Annotated in this window: 19 protein-coding genes; 13 read left to right on the top strand and 6 right to left on the bottom strand. The window is 69.3% G+C overall.

Annotated features, from left to right (window positions below):
- Positions 1-17 precede the first annotated feature (17 nt).
- The 3 genes from hrcA (at position 18) to OX958_RS24430 (ending at position 2,980) form a co-directional block, all read left to right on the top strand.
- A complete protein-coding gene (gene hrcA, locus OX958_RS24440) occupies positions 18-1,037 on the top strand; it encodes a heat-inducible transcriptional repressor HrcA (RefSeq protein ID WP_270131690.1) in 1,020 nt (339 codons plus the stop codon).
- A gap of 61 nt (positions 1,038-1,098) precedes the next feature.
- Positions 1,099-2,241 carry a molecular chaperone DnaJ gene (dnaJ, locus tag OX958_RS24435; protein ID WP_270131688.1) on the top strand — a complete coding sequence of 381 codons (1,143 nt, stop codon included), beginning with the start codon at positions 1,099-1,101 and terminating at the stop codon, positions 2,239-2,241.
- A gap of 22 nt (positions 2,242-2,263) precedes the next feature.
- Positions 2,264-2,980, top strand: coding sequence for a 16S rRNA (uracil(1498)-N(3))-methyltransferase (locus OX958_RS24430; protein ID WP_270131686.1), 717 nt, complete (start codon positions 2,264-2,266; stop codon positions 2,978-2,980).
- Positions 2,981-2,990: 10 nt separating this feature from the next.
- On the opposite strand, the gene OX958_RS24425 is transcribed toward OX958_RS24430, so the two are convergent.
- Both OX958_RS24425 and OX958_RS24420 read right to left on the bottom strand, forming a co-directional pair.
- Positions 2,991-4,130, bottom strand: a complete 1,140-nt coding sequence (locus OX958_RS24425) for a Gmad2 immunoglobulin-like domain-containing protein (protein WP_270131684.1) — start codon at positions 4,128-4,130, stop codon at positions 2,991-2,993.
- The gene (locus tag OX958_RS24420) at positions 4,127-4,636 is read right to left on the bottom strand and encodes a SigE family RNA polymerase sigma factor (protein ID WP_270131682.1); all 510 of its coding nucleotides are present in this window, start codon (positions 4,634-4,636) and stop codon (positions 4,127-4,129) included. Before OX958_RS24420 ends, OX958_RS24425 begins: the two co-directional genes overlap by 4 nt.
- A 123-nt stretch (positions 4,637-4,759) precedes the next feature.
- Here OX958_RS24420 and OX958_RS24415 point away from each other — a divergent pair, with 123 nt between their 5' ends.
- The 7 genes from OX958_RS24415 (at position 4,760) to OX958_RS24385 (ending at position 10,686) form a co-directional block, all read left to right on the top strand.
- Positions 4,760-5,782 carry a hypothetical protein gene (locus tag OX958_RS24415; RefSeq protein WP_270131681.1) on the top strand — a complete coding sequence of 341 codons (1,023 nt, stop codon included), beginning with the start codon at positions 4,760-4,762 and terminating at the stop codon, positions 5,780-5,782.
- Between the two features lie 196 nt (positions 5,783-5,978).
- The gene (locus OX958_RS24410; protein WP_270139138.1) at positions 5,979-6,905 is read left to right on the top strand and encodes a PhoH family protein; all 927 of its coding nucleotides are present in this window, start codon (positions 5,979-5,981) and stop codon (positions 6,903-6,905) included.
- Positions 6,902-7,381, top strand: coding sequence for an rRNA maturation RNase YbeY (ybeY, locus tag OX958_RS24405; RefSeq protein ID WP_270131680.1), 480 nt, complete (start codon positions 6,902-6,904; stop codon positions 7,379-7,381). The genes OX958_RS24410 and ybeY overlap by 4 nt, the downstream gene beginning before the upstream one ends.
- 7 nt (positions 7,382-7,388) lie before the next feature.
- The gene (locus tag OX958_RS24400) at positions 7,389-8,699 is read left to right on the top strand and encodes a hemolysin family protein (protein ID WP_270131678.1); all 1,311 of its coding nucleotides are present in this window, start codon (positions 7,389-7,391) and stop codon (positions 8,697-8,699) included.
- A gap of 29 nt (positions 8,700-8,728) precedes the next feature.
- The gene (locus OX958_RS24395) at positions 8,729-9,070 is read left to right on the top strand and encodes a cytidine deaminase (protein WP_270131677.1); all 342 of its coding nucleotides are present in this window, start codon (positions 8,729-8,731) and stop codon (positions 9,068-9,070) included.
- Entirely contained in the window at positions 9,054-9,995 is a 942-nt protein-coding gene (gene era, locus OX958_RS24390) for a GTPase Era (protein WP_270131676.1), read from the top strand. The genes OX958_RS24395 and era overlap by 17 nt, the downstream gene beginning before the upstream one ends.
- A gap of 1 nt (position 9,996) precedes the next feature.
- Positions 9,997-10,686 (top strand): GNAT family N-acetyltransferase, encoded by a 690-nt coding sequence (locus OX958_RS24385; protein ID WP_270131674.1) that lies wholly within the window; start codon positions 9,997-9,999, stop codon positions 10,684-10,686.
- Here OX958_RS24385 and OX958_RS24380 read toward each other — a convergent pair.
- Entirely contained in the window at positions 10,664-11,347 is a 684-nt protein-coding gene (locus OX958_RS24380; RefSeq protein WP_270131673.1) for a nitroreductase family protein, read from the bottom strand. The two genes, OX958_RS24385 and OX958_RS24380, sit on opposite strands and share 23 nt — an antisense overlap.
- A 71-nt stretch (positions 11,348-11,418) precedes the next feature.
- Here OX958_RS24380 and OX958_RS24375 point away from each other — a divergent pair, with 71 nt between their 5' ends.
- Positions 11,419-12,354, top strand: coding sequence for a LysR family transcriptional regulator (locus tag OX958_RS24375; RefSeq protein ID WP_270131672.1), 936 nt, complete (start codon positions 11,419-11,421; stop codon positions 12,352-12,354).
- Here the strand turns inward: OX958_RS24375 and OX958_RS24370 are convergent.
- Together OX958_RS24370 and OX958_RS24365 are read right to left on the bottom strand one after the other, a co-directional pair.
- Positions 12,314-13,303, bottom strand: a complete 990-nt coding sequence (locus tag OX958_RS24370) for a GNAT family N-acetyltransferase (protein ID WP_270131671.1) — start codon at positions 13,301-13,303, stop codon at positions 12,314-12,316. The two genes, OX958_RS24375 and OX958_RS24370, sit on opposite strands and share 41 nt — an antisense overlap.
- 66 nt (positions 13,304-13,369) lie before the next feature.
- Complete coding sequence (locus OX958_RS24365; RefSeq protein WP_270131670.1) at positions 13,370-13,780, bottom strand: PPOX class F420-dependent oxidoreductase; 411 nt, start codon at positions 13,778-13,780, stop codon at positions 13,370-13,372.
- Between the two features lie 275 nt (positions 13,781-14,055).
- Between OX958_RS24365 and leuA the strand changes: the two genes are divergently transcribed.
- Both leuA and OX958_RS24355 read left to right on the top strand, forming a co-directional pair.
- The gene (gene leuA / locus OX958_RS24360) at positions 14,056-15,774 is read left to right on the top strand and encodes a 2-isopropylmalate synthase (protein ID WP_270131669.1); all 1,719 of its coding nucleotides are present in this window, start codon (positions 14,056-14,058) and stop codon (positions 15,772-15,774) included.
- A gap of 43 nt (positions 15,775-15,817) precedes the next feature.
- The gene (locus OX958_RS24355) at positions 15,818-17,284 is read left to right on the top strand and encodes a GNAT family N-acetyltransferase (RefSeq protein ID WP_270131668.1); all 1,467 of its coding nucleotides are present in this window, start codon (positions 15,818-15,820) and stop codon (positions 17,282-17,284) included.
- 15 nt (positions 17,285-17,299) lie between these two features.
- Here OX958_RS24355 and OX958_RS24350 read toward each other — a convergent pair whose 3' ends face one another.
- On the bottom strand, positions 17,300-18,223 hold the full coding sequence (locus tag OX958_RS24350) for a hypothetical protein (protein ID WP_270131667.1): 924 nt from the start codon (positions 18,221-18,223) through the stop codon (positions 17,300-17,302).
- Between the last annotated feature and the right edge of the window lie 36 nt (positions 18,224-18,259).

Genomic DNA, 18,259 nt, shown 5'->3' with positions numbered 1-18,259 from the left:
GAGAGGGTGGTTTGCGCGTGCTGGACGAACGCAAGCTGGACGTGCTCCGGGCCATCGTCGAGGACTACGTCGCCACGCATGAGCCGGTCGGGTCGAAGACCCTGGTCGACCGGCACAACCTCGGCGTCTCCCCGGCGACGGTCCGCAACGACATGGCAGCGCTGGAGGAGGAGGGGTACATCACCCAGCCGCACACCAGCGCCGGCCGGATCCCCACCGACGCGGGCTACCGGTTGTTCGTGGACAAGCTGAGCACGGTCAAGTCGCTGTCGCAGGCCGAGAAGAAGGCGATCTCGTCCTTCCTGGTCGGCGCGGTCGACCTCGACGACGTGGTCCGCCGGACCGTCCGGTTGCTGGCGCAGATCACCCGGCAGGTCGCGATCGTGCAGTATCCGACCCTCAGCCGGTCGAGCGTGCGGCACATCGAGGTGGTCACGATGACCCCGCGCCGGCTGCTGCTGGTGCTGATCACCAGCACCGGCCGGGTCGAGCAGCGGATCGTCGAGGCGCAGGAGGACGTCGACGAACAACTGATCGCCGACCTCAGGTCCCGGCTGAACTCGGCCCTCACCGGCCAGCGGCTGACCGACGCGGCCACCTCGCTCGCGAGCGTGAGCGACACCTTCGCGCCGGCCGACCGGCCGCTGGTGGCCGCCATCGTGACCAGCCTGCTGGAGGCCTTCACGGTCGAGGGCGAGCAGCGGATCGCGGTCGGCGGCGCGGCCAACCTGACCCGGTACGGCGACGACTTCGAGCGCAACGTCAAGCCCGTACTGGAGGCGCTCGAGGAACACGTGATCCTGCTCAAGCTGCTCGGCGAGGCGACCAGCCCGCAGACGCTGACGGTGCGGATCGGCCACGAGAACCCGTACGAAGGACTTGTCACCACCTCGGTCGTCGCCACCGGCTACGGCTCCAAGTCGGAGGCGCTGGCCACTCTCGGCATCGTCGGCCCGACCCACATGGACTACCCGAGCACGATGGGCGCCGTGCGCGCCGTCGCGCGCTACGTCAGCCAGATCCTGGCCGACTCGTGAAGCTCCATCGAAGAACGCACCACAGAACGCACCGAACACTGCCTACCAAGTGGTCTGGAGTATGAGCACCGATTACTACGCCGTCCTGGGCGTGAGCCGTGACGCTTCACAGGACGAGATCAAGAAGGCCTACCGCAAGCTGGCCCGCCAGTACCACCCGGACGTGAACGACTCCGAGGACGCGCACCACAAGTTCCAGGAGATCGGCCGCGCCTTCCAGGTGCTGAGCGACCCGCAGAAGAAGCAGGTCCACGATCTCGGTGGTGACCCGTTCGCGAGCGGACCGGGTGGAGGCGCGGGCGCCGGCTTCGGCCAGCAGTTCACCTTCACCGACATCATGGACGCCTTCTTCGGCCAGACCGGCGGGGCGACCCGCGGGCCACGGCCACGGACCCGGCGCGGCCAGGACGCGCTGATCCCGCTGCGGATCGACCTGGCCGAGGCCGCCTTCGGGACGACCCGCGAGCTGAAGGTCGACACCGCCGTGGTCTGCCCGACCTGCACCGGCTCGGGCGCGCAGGCCGGCTCCGAGCCGGTCACCTGCGAGATCTGCCACGGCCGGGGCGAGGTCACGCACACCCAGCGCTCGTTCCTCGGTGAGGTCCGGACGATGCGGCCGTGCCCGAACTGCCGCGGCTTCGGGACCACCATCCCGAGCCCGTGCGGCGAGTGCGCCGGCGACGGGCGGGTCCGGTCCCGCCGTACCGTCACCGTCAAGATCCCCGGCGGCGTCGACAGCGGCACCCGCGTGCAGCTGTCCGGCCAGGGCGAGGTCGGCCCCGGCGGCGGCCCGGCCGGCGACCTGTACGTCGAGATCGAGGTCGAGCCGCACGAGATCTTCACCCGCAGCGGCGACGACCTGCACTGCACGGTCACGCTGCCGATGACGGCCGCGGCGCTCGGGACGACGATCGACCTGCCGACGCTCGAGGGCGAGACCACGCCGCTGGAGATCCGGGCCGGCACCCAGTCGGGGACGGCGATGACGCTGACCGCGCGCGGCGTACCGCGGTTGCGGCACGCGGGTCGCGGCGACCTGATCGTCCAGGTCATCGTCGAGACGCCGACCAAGCTCGACGACGCGCAGAAGGCACTGCTGCGGCAGATCGCCGAGGCGCGCGGCGAGGAGCGGCCGCAGGGGCACGTCCAGGCGGCCCACAAGGGCGTCTTCGGGCGCCTGCGTGACGCCTTCGGTGCGCATTGAAAACGACTTAGGCTGCCGGGCGATGGGTCTCGCGGTCTTCTACCTGCCTGAGCTGGACGGGTCCGACCTGGTGCTGGACGGCGCCGAGGGGCGGCACGCTGCCGTCGTACGCCGGATCGGTCCCGGCGAGCGGATCCGGCTGACCGACGGTCGGGGCTCGTTCGCGGAGGGCGCTGTCACGGCGTCCTCCAAGACCGGCCTGACCGTCGCCGTGGACCATCGCGGCCGGGTCGAGCCGGCCGCCGTCCGGCTGGTCGTCGTGCAGGCGCTGCCGAAGGGCGAACGCGCCGAGCTCGCGGTCGAGATGCTCACCGAGGTCGGCGCCGACCTGATCGTGCCGTGGAACGCCGACCGCAGTCAGTTCCGCGCCAACCCCGAACGGGTCGCCAAGACCCGGACCAGGTGGCAGTCCTGGGCCTTCGAGTCCAGCAAGCAGTCCCGCCGCTCCTGGTTCTGCGAGGTGGCGCCGATCGCGTCCACCCCCGAGATCGCGAAGCTCCTCACCGACGCCGCCCTGGCCGTAGTACTCCACGAGGAAGCCAGCACCCCACTGGCCTCCCTCGACCTCCCCGTCACCGGCGACGTCGTGATCGTGGTCGGCCCCGAAGGTGGCATCACCCCCGCCGAACTGGACACCTTCTCCGCCACCCCGGTCCGCCTCGGCGAAACCGTCCTCCGCACCTCGACCGCAGGCGTGGCCGCCGCCGCGGCCCTGCTGTCCCGCTCCCGCTGGAGCTGAACTCCGGCGACTACTTGACGATGACCGTCTTGGAATCGACCGACATGACCCGGCCGTCCTCCGCGGAGGGCAGGTAGACCTCGATCAGCCACTGGCCGGAGTCGAGCTTGGGCCGGAAGGTGTAAGGGGAGAGCTTCTGACCCTCCTTGGTGGTGGTGAAGTTCTTGACCACCACCTTGGTCCTCACGTTGGTGGCCTTCCAGTCCACGTGAGCCTCGAACGCGGACGCCTGACCGCTGACGGAGAAGCCCGGAGCGACCGTCTGGTTGTTCTCCGGCGACTCGATCCAGACGAAGGCCTGGACGTCGGCAGCCTTGGCGCGGCTCAGCGGTTCGGTGGTGTCGATGACGCCGAAGAGGCCGGCCGTGGCGCGGCCTCGCTCGGTGATCTGGACCGGAGCCGTCCGCTGCAGCGCGCCCTGCACCGTGTAGATCAGTTGCTGGGCTGCCATCTCGGCGTTGTCCGGCGTGAGTTTCGACTCCGGCAGCCGCTCGAAGTCGACCACGATCAGACGGTCGGTGTAGCGCACCGAGGTCAGCTTCGCGCCTGACCAAGGGGATTCGTAGTCGGGGTCGCCGGAGACCTTCGGCGTCGTCATCAGCTGGACCGCCTCGGTGGCGGGCCGGCCCTTGACCTGGTTGAAGGTGCGGTACAGGCGGTAGCTCGGGCCCGTGGTGGCTCCGGTCCCTCGTCCGAGCCAGTACACCGGAACCGCCTTCGGATCCTGCAGTCGCGGCTCGTCGATGGCGCGTGTCTTCTCGGTCGGCAGGGTCGTGGTCGGGACCTCTGTGGCGGCCGGCGTCGGGGTCGGCTGCGGGCTGGCCGGCTGGGTCGGCAGGCTGCTGGACGGCTCGGTCGAGGTGCTGCTGGTGGTGGTGCTCGGGCCGCCTGCGGCGGTGGGCTGGTCCGCGTTCTTCTGGCTGTCGTCGAGTACGGCGAAGGCGCCGATCGCGGCCGCCGTACCGACCACGGCCGCGCCGACGGTGATCGCCCACGGGCGCCGGCTGACCGGCTTGCGCTGGTGGCTGACCCGGGCCTGGATCTCGTGCAGGCCGTCGGCGGGCTCGATCCGGCCGGCCTCCTCGGACAGCGCCCGTCGCATCAGTTCGTCGAACGGGTCGTCCCCGCGGTCGTGCGTGTGGTCGTTCATGCGCTCTGCTCCAGGACCTGGCGCAGCGACTTGGTCGCTCGCGCGGCGTGGCTCTTCACGGATCCCCGGCTGATCCCCATCGTGTCGGCGATCTCCGCCTCGGACAGGTCACCGTAGTACCGCAGCACCATGACGGTGCGTTGTTTCTCCGGCAGGGTGCGCATCGCGTCGATCACCCGGTCGGTCTCGGCGGTGCGCAGGACGGCCTGCTCGGCGCTCGGCTCGTCCGGCAGGGACTTCGGCAGGTGTTTGTCGACCACCACCAGATGCCGTTGCCGGGACCGGCAGCGGTTGACCACCGCGGTCCGCAGGTACGCCAGGGCCTTGTGCGGGTCGCGCAGCCGGTGCCAGCGTCCGTGCATCGCCACGAAGGCGTCCTGCACGATCTCCTCGGCGGAACCGTTGTCGCGCAACAGCAGGGCGCCGAGCCGGACCAACGACGTGTAGTGCGCCGTGTAGACAGCCGTCAGCGCCTCGTCTGCATCCCACGAGGACTCATGTGCCACGCACTCTTGATACATCACGGCTGGTTGTGCCACACAACAGAGACGCGAAGGCCGCGTCCCAGGTTGACAACAGGTCGGCCCTCTTCGATGAGAGTCTGTCGTTCCAGCCCGCAGGAGGACGAAGTGAAACAGCACGGTGACGCGGAGTGGTCGGGCCACCGCGAGCTCAGCTACGCCGCGACGGACCGCCTGTACGACGAACTGGCCGGCCCCGACGGCAGGATCCGCGGCCTGACCCGCCGGGAGTACGCCGAGGCGCTCGACAAGTCGCAGGCCAAGGCGGACGCGCTGCTCGGCGCCGGCCTGGTCCGGAACGCCGGCGGCAGCGGCCGGACCTTCGTGTACGTCGGACTCGGCAAGACCGCGCAGTCGGCGTACTTCAATCCGGACGCGCAGGCCGAGCACTTCATGGCCAGCCCGTACGCCGACGGCCGGACCAATCTCGAGGCGAACGTGCGCTTCGTCCACGACCAGTTGCGGCTCGCGCGGTCGGAGCAGCGCAGCCCGGCCCAGCGGCTCACGCATCTCGGAGCGGCCGCGCACGCGCTGCAGGACAGCTACAGCGGAGCCCATGCCTGGCGCGACAAGAGTGTCTACGAAGGCAGAGCCGACGCGGCGGTCGAGTCGCTGCACGTCTTCACGCCGGCCCATGTGGTCGGGATCGACGACGGGCGGAACACCCACGCCGACGAGTTCGACCAGCCGCCCACCCGGTCCGGGACGACGCAGGCCGCGATCGAGGCGACCTCGGTGATGCTGATCGCGCACGAGAAGGCCCTGCGGTCGCCGGCGGAGGCCGAGGCGCTGGTGGCCAAGGCGCTCGAGCCGATGCTGCGGCCGTCGCCGAACGGCGTCACGGTGAACCTGAAGCCGGACGCGGCGTGGCAGGCCGAGCGGGATCTGCGGGTCTCACTGGAGCAGGCCTCGGCCGGCCCGGTCCCGTCCACCGAGCTGGACAAGCTGAAAGCGCTGATGGGCCCGCACCGCACCGGCCCAAGCGCCGGGTCACCGGGTGTGGTGGCCGCCGCCGGGCAGGCCGAGGCGGGAGGAGAGGCCGCTCCAGCGGTCGGCCACCCCGGTGACGGGGCTCGCGACAGCACCGGCGTACGGGGTAAACAGCCTGGTCAGGGGCTCGCCCGGGGGTGATCGGGGTTTTATCGGGTGAGCCTGCCTGGTGAGGCGGCTAGCATGGTGGGGTCACACCATCTGCATCAGGAGGAAGAGCCTGTCCAGGCCACGCAGTATCGAGCCGTCGCACCCGGATGCGGCGCGCGCTGACAGCAGCGCAGCAGGTGCCGGCCAGAAGGCGTCCCACAAGATCGTGGTGCCGAACAGCATCGACATGGTCGCGCTGCTCGGAGCCCGGGACGAGTTCCTCCGCATCATCGAGAAGGAGTTCGCCGCCGACATCCTGGTCCGCGGCAACGAGATCACCCTGACCGGGGAGCCGGCCGAGCTGGCGCTGGCCGAGCGGCTGGTGGACGAGCTGATCGCCGTCGTCCGGACCGGTCACGGGCTGACCGCGGACTCCGTCGAGCGCAGCATCGCGATGATCAAGGCCGAGACGGGCGAGAGCCCGGCCGACGTGCTGACCCAGAACATCCTCTCCAGCCGCGGCCGGACGATCCGGCCGAAGACGCTGAACCAGAAGCGGTACGTCGACGCGATCGACAAGAACACGATCGTCTTCGGCATCGGTCCGGCCGGTACCGGCAAGACCTACCTGGCGGTCGCCAAGGCGGTCCAGGCGCTGCAGGCCAAGGAGGTCAACCGGATCATCCTGACCCGGCCGGCCGTCGAGGCCGGCGAGCGGCTCGGCTTCCTGCCCGGCACCCTGTCGGAGAAGATCGACCCCTACCTGCGCCCGCTGTACGACGCGCTGCACGACATGCTCGACCCGGACTCGATCCCGCGGCTGATGACGGCCGGCACGATCGAGATCGCGCCGCTGGCCTACATGCGCGGCCGGACCCTGAACGACGCCTACATCATCCTGGACGAGGCGCAGAACACCTCGCCGGAGCAGATGAAGATGTTCCTCACCCGGCTCGGCTTCGGCTCCAAGATGGTGATCACCGGCGACGTCACCCAGGTCGACCTGCCGACCGGCACCAACTCGGGCCTGCGGGTCGTCCAGGACATCCTGGAGGGCGTCCAGGACCTCACGTTCTGCCGGCTGACGGCGCACGACGTCGTCCGGCACAAACTGGTCGGCCGGATCGTGTCGGCCTACGAGAACTACGAAGGCAGCGCTGAACCTCAAAGATGAACGTCGAAGTGAACAACGAGTCCGGGGTCGAGATCGACGCGCACGGACTGATGCGGCTGGGCCGGTTCGTGATGTCGTCCCTGCGGCTGCACCCGGAGTGCGAGCTGTCGATCAAGCTGGTCGACGAGGACACGATGGCCAAGTACCACGTCGAGTTCCTGGACCTGCCGGGTCCGACCGACGTGATGTCGTGGCCGATGGACGAGCTGCGGCCGGGCGGTGACGGTGGCGACGACGCCGACCTGCCGCTCGGGCACCTCGGCGACATCGCGCTGTGCCCGACCGTCGCGGCCGCTCAGGGCGCGAAGGCCGGCCACGGCACCTGGGCCGAGCTGGAGCTGCTGACGGTGCACGGCATCCTGCACCTGCTCGGCTACGACCACGCCGAACCGGCCGAGAAGGCGGAGATGTGGGACGTCCAGGGCCGGTTGCTCGAAGCGTGGCGCGCCCCCGGAAACCGGCTCGGACAGGAGTGAAGTTCCAGTGAGTTCCCACGACGGCATCCTGCTGGTTGTGGCTGCGGTGCTGGTACTGCTCGCCGGGCTGTTCGCCGGCGCCGAGGCCGCGTTCTCGTCGTACTCGAAGGTGCGGGCCAACGAGCAGGTCGAGCAGGGCAACCTGCGCGCGGTGAAGCTGCGCGACCTGCTCTCGGACGCACCCCGCTACCTCAACTCCCTGCTGCTGATCCGGCTGAGCTGCGAGATCACCGCGATCGTGCTGGTCACCCAGGCTCTGTCGAACGTGTTCACGGTGACCTGGACGCACGTACTGATCACGGCCGTCCTGATGGTGCTGATCTCCTACGTGGTGATCGGCGTCGCGCCCCGCACGCTCGGCCGTCAGCACTCCGACCGGTTCGCGATCGTGTCGGCCGGCCCGATCATGGCGATGACCCGGGTGCTCGGTCCGCTGCCGAAGCTGCTGATCCTGGTCGGCAACGCGCTCACTCCCGGCAAGGGGTTCGCCGAGGGACCGTTCGCGACCGAGGCCGAGCTGCGCGCGCTGGTCGACCTGGCCGAGAAGTCGTCGGTGATCGAGAAGACCGAGCGGCAGATGATCCACTCGGTCTTCGAGCTCGGCGACACCATCGTCCGCGAGGTGATGGTGCCGCGGACCGACATGGTCTACATCGAGCGGCACAAGAAGCTGCGCCAGCTCACCTCGCTGGCGCTGCGCAGTGGCTACTCCCGGATCCCGGTGATCGGGGAGTCGCTGGACGACATCCAGGGGGTGGTGTACCTCAAGGACGTGATGCGGCGCGTCTACGACAACGCCTCCGCGGAGTCGACCGAGCGGGTCGAGTCGGTGATGCGCCCGTGCATGTACATCCCCGACTCCAAGCCGGTCGACCAGCTGCTGCGCGAGATGCAGGCGGCCCGGATGCACGTCGCGATCGTGGTCGACGAGTACGGCGGTACCGCCGGACTGGTCACCATCGAGGACATCCTGGAGGAGATCGTCGGCGAGATCACCGACGAGTACGACGAGGCGCCCGAGGCGGTGCAGGCGTTGTCCGACGGCGCCTACCGGGTCTCCAGCCGGTACCCGATCGACGAGCTCGGCGACCTGTTCGGCATCCCGCTGGACGACGACGACGTGGACACGGTCGGTGGCCTGATGGCCAAACTGCTCGGCAAGGTGCCGATTCCCGGCGCCGAGGTCGAGATCGAGGGGCTCGGACTGTCCCTCACCGCGGAGCGGCCGTCCGGCCGCCGCAACCAGGTCGGTACTGTGCTGGTCCGGCGCGGTGTCGCCGCCGACCAGCCGCAGGACAGCAGTCACCAGACCGCCTGAGCACCCTTCGACCACACCTGGAGCCATCTTTGCCTGCCGACCTCACGGCCGAGGACGCCAAACTGGTGACCCTGGCGCGCGCCGCCCGGGCCCGCACCCGGTCCGCCGAAGGCGCCGCCGTACGGGACACCGACGGGCGCACGTACGCCGCCTGCACCGTCCAGCTGGACACCATCGGTCTGAGCGCGTTGCAGCTCGCGGTCGCGATGGCCGTATCGTCGGGCGTCAAGGGCATCGAGGCGGCCGCGGTGGTCACCGACGCGGACGCGGACCGCGTCGACGTCGAGGTGGTCCGCTACTTCGGCGGTGCCGCTCTTCCGGTAGTCGTTGCCAATGGCAACGGAGAGGTTCGTGATGTCGTCCACACCTGAGAACGCGTTGCCGGAGTTCAAGTCCGGTTTCGCCTGTTTCGTCGGCCGTCCGAACGCGGGCAAGTCGACGCTCACGAACGCCCTGGTCGGGCAGAAGATCGTGATCACGTCGTCCAAGCCGCAGACCACCCGGCACGCCGTCCGGGGCATCGTGCACCGCCCGGACGCGCAGCTGATCCTGGTCGACACCCCCGGGCTGCACAAGCCGCGCACGCTGCTGGGTGAGCGGCTCAACGACATCGTCAAGACCACCTGGGCCGAGGTCGACGTGATCGGCATCTGCCTGCCGGCCAGCGACAAGATCGGGCCGGGTGACCGGTTCCTGGTCGCCGAGGCGGCGAAGGTGGCCAGGACGCCGAAGGTCGCACTGGCGACCAAGGCCGACCTGGTCTCGCCCGAGCGGATGATCGAGCACCTGTCGGAGATCCAGACCCTGGGCGAGGCGGTCGGGATCGAGTGGGCCTCGGTCGTCCCGGTGTCGGCCACCTCGGGGTACCAGATCGACGTCGTCGCGGACGAGCTGGTGAAGTTCCTGCCGGCCGGCCAGCCGCTCTACCCCGACGGCGACGTGACGGACGAGCCGGAGGAGATCCTGGTCGGCGAGCTGATCCGGGAGGCCGCGCTCGAAGGCGTCCGGGACGAGCTGCCGCACTCGATCGCGGTCACCATCGACGAGATGGGCCTGCGCGAGGGGCGGCCGGACGACAAGCCGCTGCTGGACATCTACGCGAACCTCTATCTCGAGCGGGACAGCCAGAAGGGCATCATCATCGGGCACAAGGGCGCCCGGCTGAAGGAGGTCGGCGCCAACGCGCGCCGCCAGATCGAGGCCCTGCTAGGCACGCCGGTGTACCTGGATCTGCACGTCAAGATCGCGAAGAACTGGCAGACCGACGCGAAGCACCTGCGCAAACTCGGTTTCTGACGTGAGCACGACCTCGGCGATGCTGACGAACCCGGCGTACTACGCGCTGACCGGTCCGCACGCTCGGCTCGCCGAGGTCCAGGGCCGGGTACGCCGCTACCAGACCCAGGTCGCGCCCTTCCTGGGACTGCCCGAGGAGCCGACCGAGCAGGACTGGGCGGACGCCGTCGAGCTGGTCGGCGTCGGCAACTCGGTCGCCTTCAAGCGTCCCGACCTGCCGCTTCCGGACAGCGTCAAGCTGGTCCAGAAGTTCGGTCTGGTGCAGTTCTCCGCGCCGGAAGCGTTCGGGGCCGAGGATCCGGAGGCGGTGGAGCTGGGCCCCGGGGACGTCCCCGAGATGGTCGCGCTGGTCGCGCTGACCGACCCGGGCCCGTTCCGGGTCCGGACGATCGAGTGCGGCCGGTACGTCGGTCTGCGGCGCGGCGGCGAACTCGTCGCGATGGCAGGCGAGCGCTACCACCTGCCCGGCTTCGTCGAGATCAGCGGCGTCTGCACGCACCCGGCGTACCGTGGCCAGGGGCTGGCCGGCCGGCTCGTCCGAGATGTTGCCTTCGGCATCGAGAAGGCCGGAGCGCACCCGTTCCTGCACACCGGCGCCACCAACGCGAGCGCTATCCGGCTCTACGAGGGCCTGGGCTTCAGCGTCAGCAACCGGATGTCTGTCACCATCATCGAGCCCGCCGCACGATGAGCGCTTCCCCGAGTGGCTTGCGGGTCAGCTCGGGCACCTCGCAGTCGGCGGCCGGGTAGCCGACCGGGAACAGGATGTACGGCCGTTCGTGCCGCGGCCGGTCGAGAACCTTGGTCAGGAAGGCCATCGGGTTCGGGGTGTGGGTCAGCGTCGCAAGGCCCATCCGGTGCAGCGCGGCGATGAAGAAGCCGCAGGCGATGCCGACACTCTCGGAGACGTAGTAGTTCTTGCGCGAGCTGCCGTCGGGCCGCGGAGTGTGCTTCTGCGCGAACGCCACCACCAGCCAGGGCGCGACCTCGAGGAACTCCTTGTGCTGGTCGGTCTCCAGCCGCGCGAGCGCCGAGTGCCACTCGGGCAGTTCGCGGTCCAGGTAGAACTTCCGCTCTTCCTCCTCGGCGGCCAGCCGCACACTGCGTTTGATCTCCGGGTCGTCGGTCGCCACGAACGTCCAGGGCTGGTGATGCGCTCCGCTCGGCGCCGTGTTGGCCGCGCCGACCGCGAGCTCGATCGCTTCCAGCGGTACCGGATCGGCTGAGAACCACCGCACTGATCGCCGCGCCTCCAGCTCTTGCTGGAACGCGGCGCCGCGGCGCAGGCCTTCCTCGACCGGTACGCGGCGAGGAACGTAGGGGACGAAGGGATGCTGATGGCTGCGGCTCACCTGTCGAAGGTAGTCAGCGCCGGCATCATGAGTCCAGCTTGAGAAACTGCGGTGAACCATATGATCAGCTCATGTCCCTGCCCAATGTCTCACCGCGGCAACTGGAGTATCTGGTCGCGATCGCCGAGACCGGCGGGATCACGGCCGCGGCTGCTCGTTGCCATGTCTCGCAGTCGGCGGTGTCGCTGGCCGTGGGGGAGCTGGAGCGGGCGCTCGACGTCACCCTCGTATTGCGTGGCTCGCGGCGGGGCACCTGCTTGACGGCCGCCGGCCGGCAGGTGGTCGCCGACGGGCGGAAGGTGCTGGCCGCGTTGTCGGAATTGGGCGCCGGTGCTCGCGGCCTGGGGCAGGAGATCGAGGGGCGGCTGACGATCGGGTGTTACGCGCCCATCGCGCCGTTCCATCTGCCGTTGGCGATCGCCGGCTTCGGTGCGGCGGAGCCGGGCGTCGAGATCAGCTTCGTGGAGGGCACCCTCCCGGACCTCCAGGCCGCGTTGCTCGACGGGAGCTGCGAGCTGGCTTTCCTTTACCAGCAGGACCTGCTGCCGGGTATCGACAGCGTGGTGTTGCACGACCGTGCGCCGTCGCTGGTGCTTCCGGGAGGGCATCGGCTCGCGCGACGGCGGTCGATCCGGCTGGCGGAGCTGGCCGAGGAGCCGTTCGTGCTGCTGGACGTGCCGCCGAGCGAGCGTTACTTCCGGGCGGTCTTCGAGGCCGCCGGACTGGAGATGCGGCCGGCGTACCGGGCCGGAAGCTTCGAGCTCGCCCGCGCACTGGTTGCCCGAGGCATCGGATACTCGCTGACCGTGCAGACGCCGGCCGTCGAGGTCGGCTACGAAGGGCTGCCGGTACTGACCCGGGCGCTGGCCGACGTCGTACCGACGACGCCCGTGGTGCTCGGGTGGGCCGGGGGAGGACGCCTCACCCGGCGGGGTGAGGCGTTCCTCGCTTACTGCCGGCAGGCGTTCAGAGCGTCTTCTGGTAGTCGATCGTCCGCGCGACGATGAAGTAGCCGAGCTGCTCGTTGATCCCGATCATGTGGTTGTTGGACTCCGCGTTCCAGGTGTCCAGCTGGGTGACGGCCGGTTCGGCTTCGCGCAGCCAGAGCAGCATGGCGGTCTTGACCAGCGCACCGAGCCGGTGGCCGCGGTGGTCGCGGGAGACGGCGGTGTCGTGCTGCTCCGCGATGTGCGGACGCTCCCGCTCCACGGTGACCACCGAGTGGCCGGCCGGCTCACCGGTCGTGCGGTGCCGCGCGATCACCCGGTACACGGTCTGTTCGTGCCCACGCCGGGAGGCCTCGTAGGCGCGCAGCCGCTCGGGGGTGAAGATCTCATCCTCGATGGCGAGGTCGTCCTTGGGTGCGTCGTTGATCGAGGCGGTGACCGCGACCATGCCGTCCAGCAGGTCGTCGGGCAGTTCGCCGACGATCCGCACCACCTCGTAGTCGGCCGAGGCGAGCACCGCTTCGTCGTACAGCTTCTGCACGGTGGTCCAGTCCAGGTTGGTGAGGTCCTGGCGCCGGTTCACCTCGACGGCCTTCTGCTCGAACCCGTGCCGTTTGACGAAGGCGTCCGCCTTCGGCAGGTCCCAGGCGCCGATGCCGAACGAAGTACGACCGAGCTCGCCGGCCAGTTGCTCGGCGTACCGGACCAGCTCGCTGCCGATTCCGCGGCCACGATGCTCGGGATGGACCTCGACCTCGATCCAGGCCAGGTTGAGGTTGTCCCGGGTCGGCGCGAAGAACTCGAGCAGCCCGACCGCGGTGCAGTTCTCGTCGCGGGCCAGGAAGCTGCGCCCGGGATCGCCGTCCCAGCCGTAGCGCAGGTGCGCCGCGTAGCCGAACGGAGTCGACAGCAGCGCTGCCGGGCAGTCGACGGCGTGCGTCGCGTTCAGCAACGCCACCGCGTCGGCGCAACCGGCCGCGTCATCGGGAGAAAGCCTGGTGATGTCCACCTGCCCAGAGTGCAGCCTGTACGGCGGCCACCGCGACCCATTTATCCGCGGTAGGGATTTTCCGGGCTAGCCGGGGGTCGGCATGCCGTAGGTGTGATCGATGGTCATGGTGAAGAGCAGACGCTGGTCGGCCACCATCGCGCGGCGGTAGTCGTCCCAGTCGGGGTGCTCGCCGGAGGCCTCGCGGTAGTAGGCGACGAGCTGGTCGACGGTCTCGTCGTGTACGTCGGCGGCGACCGCGGACAGTTCGGCGTTGCCCTCCACCACCAGGTACGAGCGGCCGTTGGGGCCGTTGACGTAGAGACTCGCGCGGGGATCGCGGCGCAGGTTCCTGGTCTTGGCCCGGTCGGCGGTCAGCGAGATGCGGATCCGCCCGCCGTCGTGCAGGTAGGTGACGTTGGACAACTGCGGGCGGCCGTCGCGCTTGAGGGTGACGAGGACGCCGAGGCCGGTGGTTCCGAGAAGCTCAGAGGTCATGCCCGCAGCCTAGGGATCCCGCCGAACCGCCGTCAGCGGGCCGGCCTGGACGGTCACTCTCCGTCTCGGTGTGCGAGACCGCCGGTTCGACCGATGGATGAGGTTGCGGATAGACTCGCCCGCATCATGCGGCACCAGCTTCTTCTCCTTCGCTGCCGCGGCGGGGCCTGACGTAGGCCGGTTTCCTCGCCGCGGAGATCCGCCATTTCCAGATGGCGCTGCGCCGGTCGCACCTTGACCCGCATTTCACACTTCCCGCGAGGAGATCGCGCATCATGGCACCCAAGAACCAGCCCAAGCCCGTCCAGCAGTCGTCCGGTCTGCCGATCGGGCGCTACAGCGCGTTCCCGCCGATCGAGCTGCCCGACCGGACCTGGCCGGCCAAGTCGGTCGAGGCGACGCCGCGCTGGCTGTCCACCGACCTGCGCGACGGCAACCAGGCCCTGGTCGAGCCGATGTCACCGGCCCGCAAGCGACGGATGTTCGACCTGCTGGTGAAGATGGGCTACAAGGAGATCGAGGTCGGTTTCCCCAGCGCCAGCCAGTACGACTTCGACTTCGTCCGCAGCCTGATCGAGGGCGACGCGATCCCCTCCGACGTCACCATCTCGGTGCTGACCCAGGCCCGCGAGGAGCTGATCGAGCGGACCGTGCAGTCGCTGCAGGGCTCGCCGAAGGCCACCATCCACCTGTACAACGCGACCGCGCCGCTGTTCCGCCGGGTGGTCTTCAACGTCGACAAGGCCGAGTGCCGCAACATCGCGGTCCGGGGCACCGAGACCGTGATGAAGTACGCCGACGAGATGCTGGGCGACTGCGAGTTCGGCTACCAGTACAGCCCGGAGATCTTCACCGGGACCGAGCTGGAGTTCGCGCTGGACGTCTGCGAGGCGGTCAGCGACGCGTGGCAGCCGGCCGAGGGCCGCGAGATCATCCTGAACCTGCCGGCCACCGTCGAGATGTCCACCCCGAACGTCTACGCCGACCAGATCGAGTGGTTCGGCCGGCACCTGACCCGGCGCGAGTTCAGCACCATCAGCCTGCACCCGCACAACGACCGCGGGACGGCGGTGGCCGCGACCGAGCTGGCCCTGATGGCCGGTGGGGACCGGGTCGAGGGCTGCCTGTTCGGGCACGGCGAGCGGACCGGCAACGTCGACCTGGTGACGCTGGGGATGAACCTGTTCAGCCAGGGCATCGACCCGCAGATCGACTTCTCCGACATCGACGAGATCCGCCGGACGGTCGAGTACTGCACCCAGATGCGGGTCCCCGAGCGTCAGCCGTACGCCGGTGACCTGGTCTACACCGCGTTCTCCGGCTCGCACCAGGACGCGATCAAGAAGGGCCTGGAGGCGCTGGACAAGCAGGCCGCCGCCGAGGGTATCCCGGTCGGGCAGGTGCACTGGGAGGCGCCGTACCTGCCGATCGACCCGAAGGACGTCGGCCGGTCGTACGAGGCGGTCATCCGGGTCAACTCGCAGTCCGGCAAGGGCGGCGTGGCGTACATCATGAAGTCCGAGCACCGTCTCGACCTGCCGCGCCGGCTGCAGATCGAGTTCAGCCGGGTGATCCAGCAGCACACCGACGCCGAGGGCGGCGAGGTCGGCCCGAAGCAGATGTGGGACATCTTCGAGGCGGAGTACCTGGCGCCCGGCAAGCTGTCGCTGCTGACCGTCAACTCGACCTCGGGTGAGGGCCAGAACGACGCGCTGCGGGTCCAGGTGTACTCCGGCGGCGTACCGCACGAACTGGTTGGCGAGGGCAACGGTCCGGTCTCGGCCTTCGTGGACGCGCTGCAGCCGCTGAAGTACGACGTCCGGGTGCTGGACTACCACGAGCACGCGCTCTCGTCCGGTGGCGACGCCCTGGCCGCGGCGTACGTCGAGTGCGAGGTCGGCGACGAGGTCTACTGGGGCGTCGGCCGCGACGCCAACATCCTCACTGCCTCGCTGAAGGCGGTCGTCTCGGCGATCAACCGCGCCACCCGCTGACAAACCGATGGCGATGCACCCCCGGAGCTGATTGGCTCTGGGGGTGATCACCCTGCGCGAGGTCTCCCCGTCCGACGAAAGCGCCTTCCGGGCCTGGTACGACGTACTGCTGGCCGGCGCGGTCGCCGATCGGCCGGCCGCGATCGTGGAGACCCACCAGGCGCTGGCCTCGTCGCTGGGGACGGACAACCCGATGAAGGCCCGGCTGGCGGTGGCGGCCTTCGAGGACGACCGGGTGGTCGGCGCGATGCTGTTCGAGTACTGGCTGCAGAGCAATCTCGACGCGGTGTCGGTCGAGATCGACGTGGCTCCGGCCGATCGGCGCCGGGGGATCGCGACCGCGCTGTGGGGCTGGGCGAGGTCCCGGGCGGCCGAGCTGGGGCGAACGATCTTCCAGTGCGAGCTGGCGGTGCCGGAGGGGTTCACCGTCGAGACTTGGCCGGGGAGTGTCTTCGCCGCGCAGCTCGGTTTCGTCGTCGAGAACATCGAGGACCACCTGGTGGTGGAGCTTCCGTGGACGGGTTCGGTCGAGGTCGAGCCGCTGGAGGGGTACGTGCTGACCTCGTGGGCCGGTCCGTGTCCCGAGGAGCACCTGCAGGCGCTCGCCGACCTGCGGACCGCGATGGACCGCGATGTCCCGACGGGCGGCATGACGAAGGACCTCGTGCCCTGGGACGTGGAGAAGATCCGCGCGCAGCAGGTCCGCACCGCCAGGAACTACCTCGCGCTGTTCACGATGGCCCGCACCCCCGACGGCGCCCCGGCCGGCTACACCACCATCTACCTCTCCAAGTCGAACCCGGACGCCGCCCAGCAGGACGACACCCTCGTCCTCCGCGCCCACCGCGGCCACAACCTCGGCACCCACCTCAAGCTGGCCAACCTCGACCAGCTCGCCGCCCACCGGACCACCCAGAAGCTCCTCCACACCTGGACCGCCGAAACCAACACGGCCATGCAGAAAGTCAACGCCCGCTTCGGCTTCGTAGCCCATGAGAAGAGTGTCGAGGCGGAGGTGCAACTCCCTGCGCCTTTGCTGCGGCCGGCGGCGCGAGCCGTAGTACTGGATGCTCGGGACCGGGTGCTGCTGATGCGGTTCGAGTTCGGCGACGGCAAGGTCGTGTGGGCCGCTCCGGGTGGTGGGGTGGAACCGGGAGAGACGTTGCTCGAGGCCCTGTCTCGTGAGCTCGGCGAGGAGATCGGCCTCGAAGTACCGGCCGATCCGCCCCATCTGTGGCACCAGGTGACCGTCGCACCCGGCCACGCCGCGGGCTACGACGGGGTCGTCAACGATTACTTCCTGATCAGGGTCGACTCTTTCACCCCAGCCGGAACGATGTCGGCGGCAGAGCTGCTAACGGAGAACGTCCATGGACACCGCTGGTGGACTCTCGACGAGCTTCGAGCGCACGAAGGCCCGGCGTACCTGTCACCGCGTTCGCTTGCCCGGTTGCTCGACCAGCTACTCCGCGAAGGTCCGCCTCACGCCCCGCTCTTTCAAGGAGTGTGAGGCGGTTGGGCGGGGTCAGTCGCCGTTGAGGGGTGGGTTGGCGAAGGCGACGCCGGTCCAGCGGAAGTTCATCCCGCTGTTCTGCAGGCCCGGCACCTTGCCGAGACCGTTGATCACCGTCGAGGTGCCGTTCGCGTCGCCGACGGCGTACAGGTAGCTGGCCTGGGTTTCCCAGTCGACGCCGAGCAGGAGCGTGCCGTACTGGCCACAGCGTTCGGCGATCAGGCGGTCGAAGGCCTGCCAGGTGGAGCCACGGACCTTGGTGACGATCGGTTTCAGTGGACTGCTGACCGGAATCCGGATCGTGTAAAGCGCGCCGCCGTGGGTGTTGGCGAGGAAGGTGTCGTAGCCGCGGGTCTGGCTGATCAGCGCCATCGTCTTCACGGACGCGAAGCCGGCGGACGAACTCTTGCCGACCCACTTGCCGCCGATCAGCTGCCAGCGGAACAGCAACCCGTCGGTGCGCAGTCCGTACTCGAAGGTGTGCGCCTGCGACCCCGGCCTCGCGCCCTCGTCGTAGCGGGACTCCTCGTAGTTCGAGAAAGCGTCCCAGCCACCGCCGATCTTGGTCAACGTCACGCCCGCGTCGGGAGTGTCGGATCGGTAGACCGCCGAGTACATGGACGCGCCGAGGGTGACCTTGCCGTAGTAGTCGAATCCCGCGATGTTCGGCTCGCGCACCCACGAGCTGGTCTGCCGGACCTGCATGTTCGGGAAGGCCTTCGCCACCAGCTCTTCCATCGGCTGCACGCTCGGTGGGTTGCCAGCGGTGATCTGCTGCCGCTGAAGCCCGTACTCCTGGTTCATGGCTCCGAGGTCGAGCTGGCAGGCGGCGGCCTGCTGCGTGCCGTTCGCGGTTGCTGCGGTCGCCGGGATCGTGATGAGACCCAGCACCAAAGATGCCAGCCCGAAGGCCGGTACCAGTCGTCTTGCGTTCATGCGCCCATCCCTCTCTGCTGTTGTCCTACAGCTAGA

It is taken from the genome of Kribbella sp. CA-293567, assembly GCF_027627575.1.
Lineage (GTDB): Bacteria > Actinomycetota > Actinomycetes > Propionibacteriales > Kribbellaceae > Kribbella.
The sequence above is the reverse complement of the archived record's forward strand: the minus strand, read 5'-3'. Positions and strand labels throughout refer to the sequence as shown.

What these genes read in the sequence shown, in the direction of transcription:
- dnaJ (WP_270131688.1), top strand. Translation starts at nt 1,099, where the DNA reads ATGAGCACCGATTACTACGCCGTCCTGGGCGTGAGCCGTGACGCTTCA.
- OX958_RS24430 (WP_270131686.1), top strand. Translation starts at nt 2,264, where the DNA reads ATGGGTCTCGCGGTCTTCTACCTGCCTGAGCTGGACGGGTCCGACCTG.
- OX958_RS24425 (WP_270131684.1), bottom strand. Translation starts at nt 4,130, where the DNA reads ATGAACGACCACACGCACGACCGCGGGGACGACCCGTTCGACGAACTG.
- OX958_RS24410 (WP_270139138.1), top strand. Translation starts at nt 5,979, where the DNA reads ATGGTCGCGCTGCTCGGAGCCCGGGACGAGTTCCTCCGCATCATCGAG.
- ybeY (WP_270131680.1), top strand. Translation starts at nt 6,902, where the DNA reads ATGAACGTCGAAGTGAACAACGAGTCCGGGGTCGAGATCGACGCGCAC.
- era (WP_270131676.1), top strand. Translation starts at nt 9,054, where the DNA reads ATGTCGTCCACACCTGAGAACGCGTTGCCGGAGTTCAAGTCCGGTTTC.
- OX958_RS24375 (WP_270131672.1), top strand. Translation starts at nt 11,419, where the DNA reads ATGTCCCTGCCCAATGTCTCACCGCGGCAACTGGAGTATCTGGTCGCG.
- OX958_RS24365 (WP_270131670.1), bottom strand. Translation starts at nt 13,780, where the DNA reads ATGACCTCTGAGCTTCTCGGAACCACCGGCCTCGGCGTCCTCGTCACC.
- leuA (WP_270131669.1), top strand. Translation starts at nt 14,056, where the DNA reads ATGGCACCCAAGAACCAGCCCAAGCCCGTCCAGCAGTCGTCCGGTCTG.
- OX958_RS24350 (WP_270131667.1), bottom strand. Translation starts at nt 18,223, where the DNA reads ATGAACGCAAGACGACTGGTACCGGCCTTCGGGCTGGCATCTTTGGTG.